This is a genomic window from Niastella sp. OAS944 (assembly GCA_024809215.1).
GTDB lineage: Bacteria > Bacteroidota > Bacteroidia > Chitinophagales > Chitinophagaceae > Niastella.
In genome coordinates, this window is record JANUBW010000001.1 from 1,154,557 (window position 1) to 1,171,698 (window position 17,142).

Consider the following 17,142-nt stretch of genomic DNA (forward strand, 5'->3'; position numbering starts at 1 on the left):
CATTGTGTTGGAGAGCCTTACTACCATTATTTTTTATTATTTACATTTTACAACCCAGCCTTTTGAAATGCCGTTGATGCCTGTTACATCACCGCCATCGGCTGAGGCATATCCGGCAATTACAAAACTGCCATCAGCGGAAGAAACAACTGCGCCTGGCAACTCTTGGCCCGGACCGCCAAAGGAGCGTTGCCATAATTTTTTACCAGTATTGGTTAGCTTTACAGCCCAAAGATCTTTATCGCCATGATTACCGGTAACATCACCGTCACTGCCATTAGAAAATCCTAAAGCTATATAACCGCCATCAGCTAATTGAGTTATTGAATATCCTTCATCCCAGCGACCACTGCCTAAAGTAGCCTGCCACGTTTTTTGACCATTGTTATCTAATTTCAACACCCATACATCATCATCACTGCCATGCAGGCCATTTGCATCGCCATCGTTACTTTTAGTACTGCCAATTAAAATGCTGCCGCCATCTTTTGTTGCAATGATGTCGTCAGCACCATCACTTTGTGAGCCGCCATATAATTTGGTCCAGATCTTATTGCCGCTGGCATCTAGCTTGAATACAACCACATCAGCACTTCCGTGTCCACCGCTGATATCGCCATCATTGCTGCTTGAATATCCCGCAAGCAAATAACCACCATCGGCGGTTGTGGTTAAGGTACCATTCCCGTCATAAGCAGAACCACCAAATGTTTTTTTCCATACCTCCTGGCCGCTGGCGTCTAACTTAAACAATAAAATATCCTGCCCGGCTATACCTGCTATCAGATAGCCGCCATCAGCAGTATTTAAAACCTTATTACCCGAACCGCCAAAAAACTTTTCCCAGGCTATACTACCATCCGCATTCAGTTTGATAACGCTTAAATCAGAACCAATATAAGCACCCTGGGCGTTGAGAACATTTCTATTTCCCGTTGCTATATATCCGCCATCCGGCGTTTTTGTAATTGAAAAAAGAAAGCCCATTGCATTGGCAAGCGTCTCCCATACCTTGTTACCATTGGCATCCGTTTTAAATACCCAGCATTTGCCAAGGCTTGCTCCCGGAACCTGGCAAGATCCGGAAAATACATAACCACCATCGGTATCCACCATTACACTCTCGATGGAACTGTAAGTGCCGGCAGTAAATGCCTTTTGCCAAAGCATGGTATAAAGCTGTTGGTTAACTGTTATAACCTTTGGCGTTACAGTAGATGAACCTACAGGCGATATGGTTATAGTACCTGTTTTCGTTGCGCTTGTATTATCGGCTATTACCGATAGCTTAACAACCGTGGCACCCGAACCTCCTTTCAATGTATCTAACTTCAACCAGGTTTCAGCACCTGCAGAAAGTGTGATTGCCCAATCGATGCCCGACTGAACAGTGAATGTATCAACAAAACCGGCAATAGTGCCTACCTCCATAGCCGGCCGGCTGATGGTAAGCGTAGATGTAGATGGGTTTGATGGATTACCAGGGATCGTAGGCGTTGTACCGTCAGGATTATCAATTGAGCCTTCTTTTTGACAGGAACTTGCAATGACAAGGGTTGTCAATGCAGAAAACAAATACCGTTTCATACAAAGGTGTGGTTAGGGGTTAAACGTTAAACCGGAAATGCAACCGGCAACCCCCATAACGGTATAGTAGTCTGTTAAGTATTATTGCTGATCAAAATATTAAAAAAATACCCCCGCAATGCGGGGGGGGTAAGTACTTTCTCCTAAAATAAAATTATCTATTATTACTTCTTATTACCAAAAAGTTGGCAATAAACTGGAAGGCAACAAAACCAATCAGGAATACCGTTGCCAGGTTCTCGAACAATGCCAGGTTACCGTTAAATGCAGCACCTAGAGCACCAAGCCCTATCACCGCCATGGCAATGGTATAGATCATAAACGCATTATACTTTGCAGGCATAAACATTACCCCAAGCGGTATCATCATAACAAACCCATAAGCCGCAACGAAAAGATATCGTTCATCACCCAATAACGCATACGCTATTAAACCGCCTACCAAAATGGCCAGGCTTATTGCTACAAAGTTGGAGCTTATTTTCTCCTGTTTGTTGAGCATGAATTTACCATACGGATTGAACCGCAGGAATAAATTACTCAATGGCCGTATTACCCAGGTTGAAAATGCAAAGATCGTTAGCGCAATTATTATCGGAAATAAAAAAGGTTCAAGGGCAGGGTTCGATTTAGACAATTGATTTAATGCCCGGGTGCCAAAATAAAGCCCCAGGATAACACCCCACTGGTATTTGGCCGACAGGTTACCTATCCAAAAAGCATATCTTAAAAACAACCTGTAAATAAGGTATTTTGCTTTTAGCGCCTCTATCATTCCCTTTTGCGCATAGTCGTAATTGGGATTGTTCTTCAACGCTTCTTTAAAATGCTTCAGCGCTTTTTTATGATCGCCTTTTTCCAACAATCCCCAGCCATAGTTGGCATGGGTATATGCATTGTTGGGGTCCTGTCTTAATGCACCTTCTATGGTTTGAAAAGATTCTTCCTTTCTATTTAGTTTTATCAATACCGTGCTTCGCACATTCAATGCCAGCAGGTCTTCGGGATCAATTTCCAATGCCTGGTTGGCCAGGTTTAATGATTCCTCATATTGCTTGCGGGCTAATTTAATATTGGCAAACCAGGCAAAATAATCGGCGGTGTATGGGTCAAGCGAAATAGATTGCTGAATACTTTTTTCCGCATCATCATACTTGTCTTTCTGAATATCGATCCTCGATTTCATAAAGTATAAATGAGCGGTATCGGGTGAAAGCCCAATGGCATCTTCGATAATGCTTTCTGCTTTATCTATTCTATCCTGTTGAAGATTCAGTTCTGCCAGCAATGCCAGGTAGTGAATGTTAGTGGGTTCCTGTGCCAGTAACTGCCGCAGGATCTTCTCTGCTGCGTCGTATTTTTTTTGCTGAATGAGAATGCCAACTTTCGAAAGACTGTGCTCCGTCATGTCACTTTTTTATTTTTAAATAGGATAGAATATCATCGTACAAACCGGAGTCGTTGGCGAACATGGCAAAATTCTTTGCCGTAGTGAACCATTCCTGTGTACTGGCTTTATGTTTTTTTACCGCATTCAGCAGATCTTTTGTTTCAATTGGCTTTGGAACGCCGTCTGCGAAAGAGGATTCTAATTTCAATTCAATGGCGATATCGATGATGGCATCTATATCGGCGCCCGAATAGTGTTCTGTTTTTTTAGCCAGCTGCGAATAATCGATAGCATCAGTTGGTTTATTCTTCAACTTTAATTGCAGTATCGATTGGCGGGTGGTTTCATCTGGCGGTGGAACAAAAACGATCCTGTCGAACCGGCCCGGTCTTCTAAACGCAGGGTCAAGGTTCCAGGGTGTATTGGTAGCGCCAATGATGAGCACACCTTCATTGCTTTTGTCGATACCATCCAGCTCCTGTAAGAATTGATTGATCAAATGCCGGCCGGCAGATTGTTTCATATCGCTTCTGCTGGCGCCCAATGCATCTATTTCATCAATGAATAAAATACAGGGTGTGTTGTACCGGGCCAGCTCAAAGATCTCATGCAGGTTCTTTTCGCTGTTACCGATCCACATATCGAGAATATCATTCAAGCCAACGCTAATGAATTTGGCGTTCACCTGTCCGGCCGTTGCTTTTGCCAAAAAGGTTTTACCGCAGCCGGGCGGGCCATACAATAAGATACCGCCGCCGATCTTTTTGCCATAAGCCTTGTACAATTCAGGATGCATCAACGGCTTTATGATCTTTAATTCGATCTCTTTTTTCACTGCGTCCATACCACCCACATCGCTGAAGTTGATGGAAGGCTTTTGCAGAAAACGGCTGTCATACATTTCTTCGTCTTCTTCGGGTTCGCTGGTGGGGCGGCCGCCTTTTACCCTAAGCTGGCTGTCGAGCTCTTCATCATAAAAATTAGGGTCGATTGATAAAACCCTTTTATATGTTTCAATGGCCTTGGCTATTGAGTTTTCTTTCAATAACCCTTTTGCGTATAATGTAAGGGCATCGATATTGGCACTGTGATGTTCTATAAATTCTTCCAGTATCACGTTACAGGCTGAATAATTACCCTTGTGGAAGAACACTTTTGCCAACCCGATCTTGGCCATTGTATCGTTTGCATATTTCAACACCTGCGTATATTCCGCTTCGGCTTCCTCCAACCGGTTCATCGCCAGCAGGGTATCGGCCAGCAGCATCCTCAGGGGCGTATTGCCGGGCGAATGTTTCAGGGCTTCCCGTAAACTATTTATGGTACTGTCGTTCATTCTCTTTTGTATTACTGTCGTCTTAAATATTTATTAATGGAACGTTAAAATTACCGGCAATGTTTAGCCAATGTAGCTTCTATTCAAAAACGGGCGAAATATACAAAATAGGCGTCGTATTTTAGTGCAAACACGCCCGCCAAATATATGAAGCCCCTCCTTTGTTTAACCGTAATACTGTTATTCGGCTGTAAACATAAACCATTAGCCCCGCAAAATACTTCGCCGGTTGATACAACCAAACAACCGGTTAAAACTAAAATTGCACTACCTGCATCAAAAGTTGAACGGAATAAATACCATATCGATAAGGATACGGTTTATATACGTACATCGTATGGTGATACAATCATTTATTCACGGGAACAATTCAATGACATCATTGATAATTTTCCTGAACTGTATTCACCTGAAGTGACCAATCCCGATTCAACATTTGCCAGCGGCAAAATATGGGTCAACCTGATTGATTCACTTGGTAATGATAAGACTATTACGTTTGGCTCTGAACAGGGCCAGGACCGATATTATATTTTATATGCCTGGTTCCTTAAGAACAAACAGGGCATTGCTAAATATGCAGTAAGAAGAAAAAAGCTGCTCGACGTGTACCGAACATTGAACCACATTTTTGGGCGGTTAAATTATGGTGGAACTTATTTTGGCCATCAATATGCCCGGATAGAAGGCTATGCCGAGTTTGCTGTTTACTGGTATAACCATACCCCGGAGTTTTTTGAAAGACCGTACGATATATCAAAACAAAAGACACATTATATTGAAGGGCTTAAACAACTTATACGCGACGAAGTAAGCATCGACGAAAATCTTTTTACAGAAGAAGACAGAAGAAAAAGAGTAAATGAGTTGTTCAGGGAGGTAAATCACCTGAACAAACTCATTACTGATATTTTCTATTTGCGAATGGCTAAATCATTTCAAATTGAGAAATACCGGGGCTAGGTCATCCCCCTTAACTTCCTTTACGTAATCCGAAATCGTAACGCTGGTCTACAATTCGCTTTATCATTCCAATTTGCCCGCAATGGTACATGGTGTGTTTAATGTTCCAGTCGAGCGCTTCGTATTTTGTTTTTGCAATGGGATGCGGCGTTGGCGAAGGAACAAGCGGTTGCTCCAGATCGGCATCAGTAAGCGAACTGATAACCTCTATTGATCTTTTTTGAATAAACATCAGTTTATCGTGCAGCTCCTGTGGTTTTGTAACGCCTATAGAATCTTTAGGGTCTGCATTGGTGAACAGCTTATCGTACTGTTGCAACGGCACAACGGGAAATACATCTTTCAGGTGGCCAACGATCACCATAACTGAATGAAAGTAATGGCTCATGATGAGATGGCCTGCCTGCCAGGTCACCGTTGTTCCGGCCACCTCTGGCAAAACATCCCATTTCTGCGGTGGAATTGAATGCAATAATTTGTTCGTCCAGCTATATGCATCATCGGTTTGTTTTGCCAATAATTCTACTGTATTCATATAGTTTTTTGAAAATTGAAATTAAAGCTTCATGCAGCAAACCAAATATAATTCCTGTCATCATTCCCTCTATTGCCAACAGTTCACTATCCATCACTAAATAATAACAAGAGAAAAGTAGCGCAAACAAAGTGGCAAAAGCAACAACATCAATTATCAACTCTACCGCCTTACCGGTTTTAATTTTATGCCGTAGAAATTTCCCTAGTGATAATTGATAAATTATCCCCACCGCAGCTACTGCATAAAAGAAAAATAAGAAATCGCTAGCATTTGGCAGGCCAACCCCACACTCATATTCAATATTGTCTTGTGGTTTTACCTGTATCCAAAAAATATATACCGGTATTGCCGTTGCAAGCACTACCGGTATCACAGTCTTCAAAATTGCTTCTACAAACTTATTCATTCAACATCATGGTTTTGATCTAAAGTTCTCCGGCTTAAACCCTTCCAGATAACTGATCTTCCAGGCACCATTTTCTTTCACGGCTTTTGTCTTATAGGAGGAAGTATTACCCCATGTCCAGCTAAAATCGGCTTGTCCATTATCTATCTTCAGGTTCGTAACGGTAATAGAGTCCCAGGCATTTTCATAAGGTGCATCCTGACAATTACACCAGGGGCTTTGATCATACCCAAATGAAGGGATCTCGTCTTTAGGCCATTCTTCTCTTCCGCTTTTCAATGCCGTATCAAGATACTGGGCTATTTGCTTATGACCATCAAAGAAACGTTGATCGAAATAATTGGTTGCTTTAAGCTTTTTAACCCGCTTGTTGTACGCCTCCCAGTCAATTCCCCGGTACAACGAATCGCCCTCCACTTCTTTAGGATCAAAATCATTGCCCTGGCCTTCCGTATCCTCCCATTTATAAACTGCACGCACCAGTTTGGTTAAATCAATACTATCCTGGTTATTCGCTGGTGCCGCACTGGTATGTTCTTCGGCAAGAATAGTCTTATCATCTTTATTTACGGATGCCTGGTTTCCGCAGCTGGAAATTAAAAACACAGAGGCTGCAAACATTGGAACTGTTAAAATACCTTTCATGAGTTTGGATTAATTTTCGGGTAACGCATACCAGCGGCGGTATGCTTTGCTTAAATAAGTTGATATTAAAACCAGCAATAATACAGAGCCGCCCACTTCTGCATAAATTGCATATTTCTCTAAATCGAATGGTTCAACGTCGTAAATGTTATTGAGACGTAACTGGCGATGCCTGTACTCATAATACAAAGCAAGTAAAGATATTGGAACTGCTGCTACTATTAATGTAAAGATATTAAGCGCAATACCGCTTATGGCGCTTCTCTTTTTGGCCCAGAATACCGTTGATGCCAAAAATAAAAACAAGACCACATATGCGCTCAAACAAACTAAAACCTGAATGGCCTCGGCCCTGGCAAAAGAAAGTATCAATACGGTGAATATTGTTATTAATACACCAGCCAGTATACTCAGGAAAAATGTACGTACAGTAGTATGCCTGAATATAAAGATCAATAAAGTAAAGCCCAGGGTGAGGTAATAAAATATGCGGATGTAAACCTGCAGATCATTACCGTTCCAGCGGTATTTCTTTTTAAGCACATGCGAAATGCTGCTTTCTATACCTGGAAGCCGGTATTTCTTTTGAATTATTTCCCAACGCGAATCACTGGTTCCCACCTCCACCGTCGGATAACTGGCATACACAGGATATTCATATTTCTTAAGCAGCAAACTTAATTCCTTATAAATAGTATCCTGCTGTGCCAATGTAGACCGATGCCCATGTACTTTTCTGAACAATTCAAAATCGCTTAACAAATGCTCTTTAATACCTACATTATATAAATAGGGATCAAGAAATTGCAATTGCGGCGTTTGATATACCAGGTACAACGAGTCCTTTAATTTAATAAGGCTGTCGGCAGCATTGATCTTATTACTAAACCCGGTTGAATCATACTGGTAGTGATCGTACTCATTCCGCGATACCGCTTCCACTGGCGCAGCTATGGTATCAACAAATGTTTGAGCATCATCATACACCGGGGCTGCAACAGCAGTATCTTTTTTTACCAGCTCCACCGTATCATAGTCCCATTTACCCTGAAACTGATTATACTCAAGTTGATAGATCTTTATGTTGATATTATTTACATCATCAACTATTTCTTTGGTACTGTATGCCATGTTCGCCTTCGCCGTTTCCACTATTGGATGAACATAGCCAAAACTTACAATGATGCCTGTGGAAATAAAATATAAAAAGAACGTTACCAGTGCATGCAAAGGATGTATAATGCCATACTTCTTAAACACATTGAACCGTAGTAAATAGATCATCCAAACAATAAAACCAATACCGGCAATCAATGAAACAAATCCAACCCAGGGCTCTGTGGTGGAATTGGCCCTGGGATCATTGGGTTCCAAAAAGCAAATTACCCCCAGTACAAGAAGAAATAATATACCATAGTACACTACCAAATGGATGCGCGTGCTCCAAATACCAGGTTTGTTCAGCAATAGTTTTTGGTCAACTCTTTTAAGAAACCCTGGCATCAGGGGTCTTTTTATATTCATGGGTAGTAATATTAAATAAATCGTTTTGTAGAATGGGTAATGTCGCGGAAATAGGAAATGGGAATACCGGCGGTTACCAGTTTTGTTAATATTTCCTGTGCCGGTAATGTAGCGGAGTTAATAGTGTAAAATCCACCATTAAACTGCAGCTCACCCTGGGCAGCCAGCACGGTAAGCAACTGGTCTCTGTTGGCTGTTGTTTCCAATTCTATCACAAAGGCAGTGGCTGTTTTCTCCTGTTCGCCTGTTCTGAACAAACAGGAACCTTTTTTTATGAGCAGTACCGTATCGGCGATCTTTTCCACTTCATGTAATTGCTGCGAGCTTAGCAAGATACCCATGGGGTTGTGCACCGATTTTGCCATGAACCGCAGATCGGTAAGAATACTTTGCTGGGCATTGATATCGAGATTGGCCAACGGCTCATCGAGGATAAGCAGCTTGGGTTTCTGTAACAAGATACGGGCTATTTCGAACCGCGTACGGTAACCACTGCTTATCTGGTTCCAGGTAAGGTGTGCATATGGTGTAAGATCGAGCCGCTCCAGCATAAAATCGACCATCACCGTATTCTCTTCACCTTTTACGCCTGAAATAGCAGCCGAAAAATGCAGATTGTCTTTTAACTGGCCATACCACTTGGGTATCCGTTGCGGAATAAAAGCCAGCTGGTGTTTTATTTCGTAATGATCGGGGTTTTGTAACTGGGGGAAATGTAACTCACCCGAATCGAGGGCCAGCTGCCCGGCCATACAACGTAACAAGGTTGTTTTTCCATTACCATTCTCTCCCACTATGCCAAGCACATCGCCGGTTTTAACCTGTAAGCTAATGGGCTTCAGACTGAAATTGCCCGAGCCATAAGTTTTACCGATCTCCGTAGCCGTTACCAGCAACCTGGTACTTTCGGTAAAGCGTTCTGTTACATTGTTTATCTTATTAAGCAGGGTATTGGCCGTTTCAAAGAATGACGGTGGTAAACCCGCTTCTTTATACTGGCGGTACAACTGGCTAACCTGTATGGCTTCTTTCAGTAACGACAAATCCGCCGTATCGAGGGAGGCATCCAAAATCCTTCTTACTGCTAACGAATGGTCATTATGCTGCAGGTACGATTGGATCTCAGCAATTCTTTTGTGCATGGGTTTTAAGGTTAGTATAAAGGTGCGGGTAAAAAACCGAAAATTGCCATACCAACGTAAAAGCATCTCCCCTTATTTTCATAAATTATTGCTAATTGTTATTTTTTCCGACATTCGGGCCATGAGCCGCTATAAACTTGTCATATGAACAATCATCTTCGCACCTCATTCATACTTGCAATTATTTGTTGTTCCCAGCTTGTGCTAAAGGCACAAACCGATACCGGCATCATTGCAGATGGCGCTACGCCACAATTGATATCCCGCGAATTTAAATTCACCGAAGGCCCGGCAACTGACAAAGCAGGTAATATTTATTTTACCGATCAGCCTAATAATAAGATCTGGATCTATAACACCAATGGTAGCCTAACGCTTTTTCTCGATAGCGCCGGCCGATCGAACGGCTTATACTTCGACAAAAAAGGCAACCTGCTTTCCTGTGCCGATGAACAAATGCAGCTTTGGTCAATAGACAAACACAAAAAAATAACGGTGCTGATAAACGACCTGAATAATAAAAAGCTAAACGGACCTAACGACCTGTGGGTATCGCCCCGTGGTGATATCTATTTCACTGACCCATATTATCAACGCAAATGGTGGGCACGGACCAAACCCGAGCTGGAAGCTGAAAAAGTGTATGTGCTTACCCGTGGAAGTAAAACACCTGTAGCTGTGGTTGACAGCCTGCAGCGTCCCAATGGTATTGTGGGTACGCCCGATGGCAAATACCTGTACGTAGCCGATATTAAAGGCAATAAAACGTACCGTTATGCCATCAACAAAAACGGAACGTTAAGCCAGGCGCAACTATTTGTAAATATGGGCTCCGATGGTATTACGCTCGACAATAAAGGCAATGTATACCTTACCGGTAAAGGCGTTACTGTTTTTAACAGCCACGGCCAACAGATAACTCATATTCCCATTCCCGAAAAATGGACAGCCAACGTAGCTTTCGGCGGTAAAAAACGCAATACATTATTTATAACGGCCTCAGAGGCAATATATGTGCTGGAGATGAAAGTGAAGGGTGTGGAATAACATATTCAGAAATATACTAAAATGTCGTTTTCGCCGTTCGCATACCAAACCAAACAAACGAACCATGCGAACCCTTGGAGCTATTTTATTACCCCTGTTCTTCTTTTTTACAACCCTTGCCCAGGTGGGCGATAACCCAACAGCATTGTTGAAAAAAGGTATTGCCTTACACGACAAAGGCGATTATGCCGGCGCCATCAAAATATATGATGAGATCTTAAAACAAGAACCCGACAATACCGAGGTGCTTTATGAAAAAACATTTTCGCTTATGCAACAGGGCAGCTACCAGGAATGCGCTGATCTGTGCAAGGACATCCTTAAACGCTTTCCTGATAATGAATTTAACAAAGGCACCTACATTAATTACGGTACCGCGTTAGACCATTTGAAAAAGCCCGAAGAAGCTATTAAAGTATATTCCGAAGGAATAAATAAATATCCCAACCATTACCTGTTGTATTTTAACCGTGCGGTTACTGAAAACATCTACAAACAAACCGATAACGCTATAGCTGATCTTAAAAAAGCAGTTAGCCTGAACCCTTCGCATACCACCTCACATTTGTACCTGGGCCTGCTTATGTCTTCTTCAAATAAAATAGCCGCTATGATGAGCCTGAGTGCATTTTTGATGATTGAACCGGAAGGACAACGGGCGGCACGTGCACTTCCACAGTTATTAAATTTAGCAGGTTCAAACGTTGAGAAAAAAGATGAAAAAAATATTACTATTTCATTGCCGTCCAAACTGGTTGATAGTACAGTAAAAATGGAAGATGATTTTCGTTCTACCGAAGTAGCTATGTCTATGTTAGCTGCTCTTGACTTTGATAAAAAGAACAGTAAAAAGAATGTGGCAGAAAAGCTGAGTGAAAAACTAAGCATGATCATCGGCATTATAAGCGAAAGAAAGGATAGCAACCAAACAGGCTTCTATACTAGTTTTTATATTCCTTTTTTTAAGAGCCTGAAAGATAATGGTTACCTTGAAACTGCCTGCTATATTATGTGCACGTCTGCTGATGAAAAGGACGTTAAAAAATGGATCTCAAAAAATAAAGGCAAAATAGATGAGCTTTACAGCTATATGCGTGATTACAAATGGACGGTGCCTACAAATTAACAACGTCAGTCTTTAACGTCAGTCTTTATCTGTGTCATATGCTATTCCCTGTATAAACATGAAAACTCCGTAGCAGGTTGTTGCAATGGCAACAAGAATGAAATATACATGCCCTACGTGGTCACCGATAAAGTCAAAAGCTTTATCGGTGTTCACTATATATTGGGCGTTCTCTTTTATGCCGGCCTTTAAAAAGAAAAAACCAATAATGCCGAGGATGATGCCCCTGGCTGCATAACCTACCCAGGCAAGTATATGAACCACATGACGAAAGATCACTGAAAAACGTTCTATATCCACTCTTTCCCTGTACCCCCTGGTAATGCCATACCATTGCTGAATAATGGCTGTGCATACGTACACCAGGCCGATTGCTATAACCGGCCACTGGCCCTGATGTTTTAGCATGCTATGCACCATGGCGCGTTCTTCCTGTGGCTGGCCATTGGATTGAAAATGGCTGATGCCCAACAAAACACGTACCGCTGCATAAACAATCAGCACATCGGCAATAGTACTTAATGCAATACCCACCCTTTTAATACCGCCTTTAAAATTGCCACCATACTCATACGGATCGGTGATGGCTTCATAAAACCGCCATACAATATAACAAAGCGTACCCAGCAAGATCATGTAAATAACTATTTTGCCCACTACATACTCAGCCAAAATAGCCATCATACTGGCTTCATCGGCACCGCCATATCGCACCTTTAAAAAAGAAAGAATGGCAATTACACCTATTGCGGCATATATGATACCGGTTGCCATGCAACCATAAACCGGTAAATAATGAATGATCGTTCTTTTCTTCATGTTCTTCAATATGCCAAAGATTAATATTGAAGCGGCTCATCGTATTTAACAGCATACGCCTTTTTATAATCAATTGTTCCAACTCGTTCGGCTATATAGCGTATACCCTGCAGTATATGTTGGGTAAATACAGGATTGCTGTAATCTTTTATATCATGCCCCAGCACCGTGCACCAGGTATAACCGCCATCATAATCATAAGTCCAAACAGCAGGGTACAATTCTACATAACCACCGGCATGTTGTTTTACAAGTGCGTTTTGTGCAGTATCGGAAGTGTTTAAAGAGGTAATATCAAAAGCCATTAACACCTTTGGCCCCGGATACAGATCTTTGGCAAAATATAATTCATCTTCTTTTACCCATTCTTTTGGCAGGCCCTTTATAGAAGTATGATGCGCATCGATTGTTTTTACTGTAAGTTTTTGAAACTTCGGATGCCACACAAAGGAACCGCCCAGCATCATCTTAAACCATTTCCAATTGCGTTCTGTACCCAATACAGAATGTATTCCAACCAAACCACCGCCTGCTTCTATATAACGTCTGAATGCCAGGCGTTGTACGTCGGTATCAAACACATCGTTATTGGTGCTGGTAAAAATAAGCAGGCTGTATTGCTTTAAATTTTCTTCAGTCATAACAGAAACACTGCTCGAAGTATCGACCCGAAAACCATATTGCCGGCCAAGTTGTTGAATACAATTTACAGCTGCGGGAATATTGGCATGCACATATCCTTTTCCGTTTTTGGTATATACCAACACAGAAAGCTTTTTCCAATTGAGCTTATGCTGCGCAAAAGATTGAAAGGTTATAAATAATAAACAGAGGCATGCAATCGCTGTTTTATACTTCATCATATAGAAACGGTCTTGGAATTGTAAATATACTATCATCTACCTGCCAATAGGTTGAATCCCCTATCCAATTATTAAGGTTTTTACCATTGAAGATCTGTATAAACCCGTCCTTATCTATCGACATTTTGCTTGTATGGCAACTACACAACACGAGGCAATTCACTATACATACCGAATAACAGGTAAATGTGACATTAAAATCGTCATTGGCTTAAACATATTCTAAAATATTACAATAGATGTCTTGTTAATTCGTTTAGGTTAAAATTTCATTAAACGTCCATATTCTATGCGAAGACTGCTGCTGTCGTTAGCAACCCTTCTGCCTATCTTGCATGCTACAGCACAAGATGGCCTTTGGTCCCCGGTATCCAAAGATAACTTAAAGACTTTCCTGAATGGCCGTTCTGCAGTTTCGCAACTGCCCACCAGCTATGAACTGGTGAAACTAAACAGAAGCCAGCTACAACTTTTGCAAAACCAGGCGCCATTGGTAAAGCCAGGCACACGTTCCACCCTGTCGCCGGTTCGTATCTCAGTGCCTTTGCCAATTGCCAATCAATCTATATCAAGTGCATTTACCGAATCGCCAATTTTATCTGATGCACTTGCAAAACAAATGACCGGTTTTAAGACCTACGAATTAAAAGACCCGGTTACCCGTGGTTTACAAGGCCGCCTTAGCGTAACAGCGCAAGGTGTTACCGGTTTAATTTTTACAGAAAAAGGAACTGCATATATCTATCCTGTTAGTCCCGACTACCCGGATGTACATATGGTTCATTATGTAAAAGACATTCCTTTTACCTTACCAGTAGCGTGTGGTACGAAAGAATTAGTTGCAGCACGCAGAAACAATTCCGGCAGCCGTATTCAAACGGCGGTTGGCGATTGCCAGTTACGTACTTACCGGTTAGCTGTTGCTGCCACCGGTGAATATACAGCGTGGGCAGGCAATCAGACGCAGGCGCTTAACTATATAGGCATAACGGTAAATGATGTTAACACTATATATCAGCGTGATGCAGCCATTACCTTTACACTGGTAAGTAATAGCAGCACTGTTTATACCGATGCAACTACCGATCCTTATAATACCGGCGGCGGCGCCGGTGGTGCATTGACCGATAACCACAATACTATGAACGCCGTGTACACAAGCGGCGGTTACGATTTGGGTATTGTATTTCATAATGGCTGGAATGGCGGTGTGGCCGCTTTGCAGTCTACCTGTTATAACCCCTGGAAGGGCATGGCAGCTGCAGGTCTTAGTTTTGGCAATGGCGCTAATCCTACCGCCGGCCCGCAAGGACCCATTTTTGTAAATACAGTTGCCCATGAAATGGCACACCAATTCGATGTACAGCATACCATGTCCTCTATCACCGGCGGCTGTGGTGGTAATGAAAATGTGCCTACGTCGTGGGAGCCAGGCGGCGGTTCTACCATTATGGCCTATGCAGGCGTTTGTTCCGGAACCGCTTACCAAACCTATAGCGACCTGTACTTTCATGGCGGCAGTATATTGCAGATGATGAATTATGCCATAAATTTTGCCACCTGTGGCACCATTAGTACATTGAGCAATACGGCCCCTACAGTAACAGTACCGGGCACCTCATATACCATTCCTGTATCAACACCATTTATGCTTACTGCAACAGGTGCAGATGCAAATCATAACACATTATACTACAACTGGGAGCAAATGGATGCAGATACATCTTCATTCCTACCTTCCTCTTCCAAAGCCATAGGACCGCTCTTTCGTTCATTTCCATATACAACAAGCAGCACACGGGTATTTCCCAATCTGGCAGCTATAATAAGTGGCAGTGCCACCCCATATGAAGTGTTGCCAAGTGTAAACCGGGCGCTGAATTTTATGGTATTGGTACGTGATGCAGCAAGCGGTGGCGGCTGTACCGCACAAGAATCAGTAGTGGTGAATACCAATGCTTCCGGAGGCGCTTTCACAGTTACTTCGCAAACTACAGCATCGAGCTGGACTGCAAACGGCAGCAATACGGCAACCATCAGCTGGAACGTAGCAAATACCACTGCTGCACCTGTAAGCTGTTCAAATGTTGACATTATATTGTCTACAGATGGAGGCGTAACCTTTACCGATACCCTCGCAAAAAATACTGCCAACGATGGTACTGAAAACATCATCATTCCAAACCTGCCAACAACTACCGGCCGTATAATGGTAAAAGCGCGCGGAAATATTTTCTTTAACGTAAATGCAGCAGCTATTACCATCACCAGTACTTGTATAGCCAATGGTGCAACCATTACGCCTGGTGCATCGGTAACCGGTGTAGCAGGTAATTCGGTACTGGACTTAAGCCTTTCACCTGTATTCGGCTCACCTGTTACTATTAGTGGTTCAATTACTGCTGCCAACCCCAGCGCCAATCTTACCCTGTACAACACAAGCACAGGTACATGTTCGCAATTTAGCAATGTATTCCAATACCAAACCTTTCAGTTTACGCCAACTGCAACCGGTTCTTATACATTTAGCTACGGTTCAGGCAGCGCATACAATATTTTTAACCTGTACACGGGTAACTTTGTACCTGCCAGCCCATGTACCGGCTTCATTAATTCCAGTGGTTGGTTCAATCCGCCAAGCAGCGCAAACTTCCCACATAACTATACAGCTACGTTAACAGTAGGCCAAACCTATACCATGGCGGTTGGTACATTCGATACAGGCAGTCCAACGCTGCCAAGCGCCTTTTCAGTTAGCGTAAGCGGCCCCGGCACACTGCTTTCCGGAGCAGCAGGACCCGGTGCAGGATTTAGTTATACCTATGTGATCGTTGACAATGCTACCGGTCTAATTAAGGCTTTTGATGCCAGCTCAGACCTTAGCAATGCAACGAACTACCCGGTTGGTACAACTTATTCGGTTTACGGGCTTTCTTATTCAAATGCTATTGCTGCTTCGCTAAACGCTTATGTGGGTGGAACGTATACAGCATTCAGAAACGCATTGTTATATAACCCGACAACGCTTTGCGGAAATGTAAGCGCTAACAGCACACAGGTAACAATTACCGCAGTACTTTCGTCACAATTGCTACCGTTAACTGCTTACAAAAACGGAACCACCGTAAAACTGAAATGGGCTACCACTGCATCAGAAAAGATCAGCTATTTTGAAATATGGCGTTCGGCAAACAACAGCACTTTCGACCAACTGGTTGGAACTGTTGCTGCACAGAATGGTTCTGCCCGTTTTGATTATGAATTGAATGATAATTCACCATTATCGGCCTTGAATTATTACAGGGTAAAACAGGTTGATGCAGACGGAACTTCAACACTTGGCAATATTGCACACGTGAACATGCAACAGCCAAACGCAACAGTGTCAATATACCCCAACCCGGTTAAGTCATCCTTTACGCTTACATGCAATGCCAATAGTGTTGAAAACCTAAGCGTTCGCATATTCAATAGCAAAGGAAGCCTCGTTTATCAAAGCAGCTTATCGGCTCAAACTGGTGTTAACCAATACACGGTACCAGCCAATACACTGGCTCAGGGAATATATGTAGTGCAGGTAGTTAGCAGCGCCGGCAGCTATACCGAACGCTTTATAAAAGAATAATAAGAACCCGACAGATCTATAGAGAAGAGGGCATCTACTCCTGCCGGGTTAGATGCCCTTTTCGTTTTTATTACAATAAACATAACGATTATCCTCAATGTTTCAATTTTAAATTCGTTAACATTTCCTAG

Annotated in this window: 14 protein-coding genes; 4 read left to right on the plus strand and 10 right to left on the minus strand. The window is 42.5% G+C overall.

Going from position 1 to position 17,142, the window contains the following annotated elements; translation table 11 throughout:
• Window positions 1-36: 36 nt before the first annotated feature.
• The 3 genes from GGD38_RS04345 to GGD38_RS04355 form a co-directional block, all read right to left on the minus strand.
• Entirely contained in the window at window positions 37-1,587 is a 1,551-nt protein-coding gene (locus GGD38_RS04345) for a BACON domain-containing protein (RefSeq protein ID WP_375299245.1), read from the minus strand.
• Between the two features lie 154 nt (window positions 1,588-1,741).
• Window positions 1,742-2,995 (minus strand): tetratricopeptide repeat protein, encoded by a 1,254-nt coding sequence (locus GGD38_RS04350; protein WP_375299244.1) that lies wholly within the window; start codon window positions 2,993-2,995, stop codon window positions 1,742-1,744.
• A 1-nt stretch (window position 2,996) separates the two neighbouring features.
• Window positions 2,997-4,313 (minus strand): AAA family ATPase, encoded by a 1,317-nt coding sequence (locus GGD38_RS04355; RefSeq protein ID WP_375299243.1) that lies wholly within the window; start codon window positions 4,311-4,313, stop codon window positions 2,997-2,999.
• 147 nt (window positions 4,314-4,460) lie between these two features.
• On the opposite strand from GGD38_RS04355, the gene GGD38_RS04360 reads away from it, so the two are divergent.
• The gene (locus GGD38_RS04360; RefSeq protein WP_375299242.1) at window positions 4,461-5,276 is read left to right on the plus strand and encodes a hypothetical protein; all 816 of its coding nucleotides are present in this window, start codon (window positions 4,461-4,463) and stop codon (window positions 5,274-5,276) included.
• Window positions 5,277-5,286: 10 nt separating this feature from the next.
• On the opposite strand, the gene GGD38_RS04365 is transcribed toward GGD38_RS04360, so the two are convergent.
• From GGD38_RS04365 to GGD38_RS04385, 5 genes are read right to left on the minus strand one after another with little or no spacing between them, the layout of a single operon-like run.
• On the minus strand, window positions 5,287-5,811 hold the full coding sequence (locus GGD38_RS04365; RefSeq protein WP_375299241.1) for a DinB family protein: 525 nt from the start codon (window positions 5,809-5,811) through the stop codon (window positions 5,287-5,289).
• A complete protein-coding gene (locus tag GGD38_RS04370) occupies window positions 5,774-6,220 on the minus strand; it encodes a hypothetical protein (RefSeq protein ID WP_375299240.1) in 447 nt (148 codons plus the stop codon). Before GGD38_RS04370 ends, GGD38_RS04365 begins: the two co-directional genes overlap by 38 nt.
• A gap of 6 nt (window positions 6,221-6,226) precedes the next feature.
• Window positions 6,227-6,865, minus strand: coding sequence for a hypothetical protein (locus tag GGD38_RS04375; protein WP_375299239.1), 639 nt, complete (start codon window positions 6,863-6,865; stop codon window positions 6,227-6,229).
• A 9-nt stretch (window positions 6,866-6,874) separates the two neighbouring features.
• Entirely contained in the window at window positions 6,875-8,368 is a 1,494-nt protein-coding gene (locus tag GGD38_RS04380; RefSeq protein ID WP_375299238.1) for a hypothetical protein, read from the minus strand.
• Between the two features lie 32 nt (window positions 8,369-8,400).
• Window positions 8,401-9,531 carry an ATP-binding cassette domain-containing protein gene (locus GGD38_RS04385; protein WP_375299237.1) on the minus strand — a complete coding sequence of 377 codons (1,131 nt, stop codon included), beginning with the start codon at window positions 9,529-9,531 and terminating at the stop codon, window positions 8,401-8,403.
• Window positions 9,532-9,675: 144 nt separating this feature from the next.
• Between GGD38_RS04385 and GGD38_RS04390 the strand changes: the two genes are divergently transcribed.
• The gene (locus GGD38_RS04390) at window positions 9,676-10,578 is read left to right on the plus strand and encodes an SMP-30/gluconolactonase/LRE family protein (RefSeq protein ID WP_375299236.1); all 903 of its coding nucleotides are present in this window, start codon (window positions 9,676-9,678) and stop codon (window positions 10,576-10,578) included.
• Between the two features lie 64 nt (window positions 10,579-10,642).
• Window positions 10,643-11,704, plus strand: a complete 1,062-nt coding sequence (locus GGD38_RS04395) for a tetratricopeptide repeat protein (protein ID WP_375299235.1) — start codon at window positions 10,643-10,645, stop codon at window positions 11,702-11,704.
• Between the two features lie 18 nt (window positions 11,705-11,722).
• On the opposite strand, the gene GGD38_RS04400 is transcribed toward GGD38_RS04395, so the two are convergent.
• Both GGD38_RS04400 and GGD38_RS04405 read right to left on the minus strand, forming a co-directional pair.
• Complete coding sequence (locus GGD38_RS04400) at window positions 11,723-12,523, minus strand: DUF1206 domain-containing protein (protein ID WP_375299234.1); 801 nt, start codon at window positions 12,521-12,523, stop codon at window positions 11,723-11,725.
• A 20-nt stretch (window positions 12,524-12,543) separates the two neighbouring features.
• Window positions 12,544-13,386 (minus strand): ThuA domain-containing protein, encoded by an 843-nt coding sequence (locus tag GGD38_RS04405; protein WP_375299233.1) that lies wholly within the window; start codon window positions 13,384-13,386, stop codon window positions 12,544-12,546.
• 289 nt (window positions 13,387-13,675) lie between these two features.
• Between GGD38_RS04405 and GGD38_RS04410 the strand changes: the two genes are divergently transcribed.
• The gene (locus GGD38_RS04410; RefSeq protein WP_375299232.1) at window positions 13,676-17,011 is read left to right on the plus strand and encodes a reprolysin-like metallopeptidase; all 3,336 of its coding nucleotides are present in this window, start codon (window positions 13,676-13,678) and stop codon (window positions 17,009-17,011) included.
• Window positions 17,012-17,142: the final 131 nt, after the last annotated feature.

Excerpts from the sequence above, each read along its gene's own strand:
- GGD38_RS04350 (WP_375299244.1), bottom strand. The coding sequence starts at position 2,995 with ATGACGGAGCACAGTCTTTCGAAAGTTGGCATTCTCATTCAGCAAAAA.
- GGD38_RS04360 (WP_375299242.1), top strand. The coding sequence starts at position 4,461 with ATGAAGCCCCTCCTTTGTTTAACCGTAATACTGTTATTCGGCTGTAAA.
- GGD38_RS04355 (WP_375299243.1), bottom strand. The coding sequence starts at position 4,313 with ATGAACGACAGTACCATAAATAGTTTACGGGAAGCCCTGAAACATTCG.
- GGD38_RS04395 (WP_375299235.1), top strand. The coding sequence starts at position 10,643 with ATGCGAACCCTTGGAGCTATTTTATTACCCCTGTTCTTCTTTTTTACA.
- GGD38_RS04370 (WP_375299240.1), bottom strand. The coding sequence starts at position 6,220 with ATGAATAAGTTTGTAGAAGCAATTTTGAAGACTGTGATACCGGTAGTG.
- GGD38_RS04380 (WP_375299238.1), bottom strand. The coding sequence starts at position 8,368 with ATGCCAGGGTTTCTTAAAAGAGTTGACCAAAAACTATTGCTGAACAAA.
- GGD38_RS04345 (WP_375299245.1), bottom strand. The coding sequence starts at position 1,587 with ATGAAACGGTATTTGTTTTCTGCATTGACAACCCTTGTCATTGCAAGT.
- GGD38_RS04405 (WP_375299233.1), bottom strand. The coding sequence starts at position 13,386 with ATGATGAAGTATAAAACAGCGATTGCATGCCTCTGTTTATTATTTATA.
- GGD38_RS04385 (WP_375299237.1), bottom strand. The coding sequence starts at position 9,531 with ATGCACAAAAGAATTGCTGAGATCCAATCGTACCTGCAGCATAATGAC.
- GGD38_RS04400 (WP_375299234.1), bottom strand. The coding sequence starts at position 12,523 with ATGAAGAAAAGAACGATCATTCATTATTTACCGGTTTATGGTTGCATG.
- GGD38_RS04410 (WP_375299232.1), top strand. The coding sequence starts at position 13,676 with ATGCGAAGACTGCTGCTGTCGTTAGCAACCCTTCTGCCTATCTTGCAT.
- GGD38_RS04365 (WP_375299241.1), bottom strand. The coding sequence starts at position 5,811 with ATGAATACAGTAGAATTATTGGCAAAACAAACCGATGATGCATATAGC.
- GGD38_RS04390 (WP_375299236.1), top strand. The coding sequence starts at position 9,676 with ATGAACAATCATCTTCGCACCTCATTCATACTTGCAATTATTTGTTGT.
- GGD38_RS04375 (WP_375299239.1), bottom strand. The coding sequence starts at position 6,865 with ATGAAAGGTATTTTAACAGTTCCAATGTTTGCAGCCTCTGTGTTTTTA.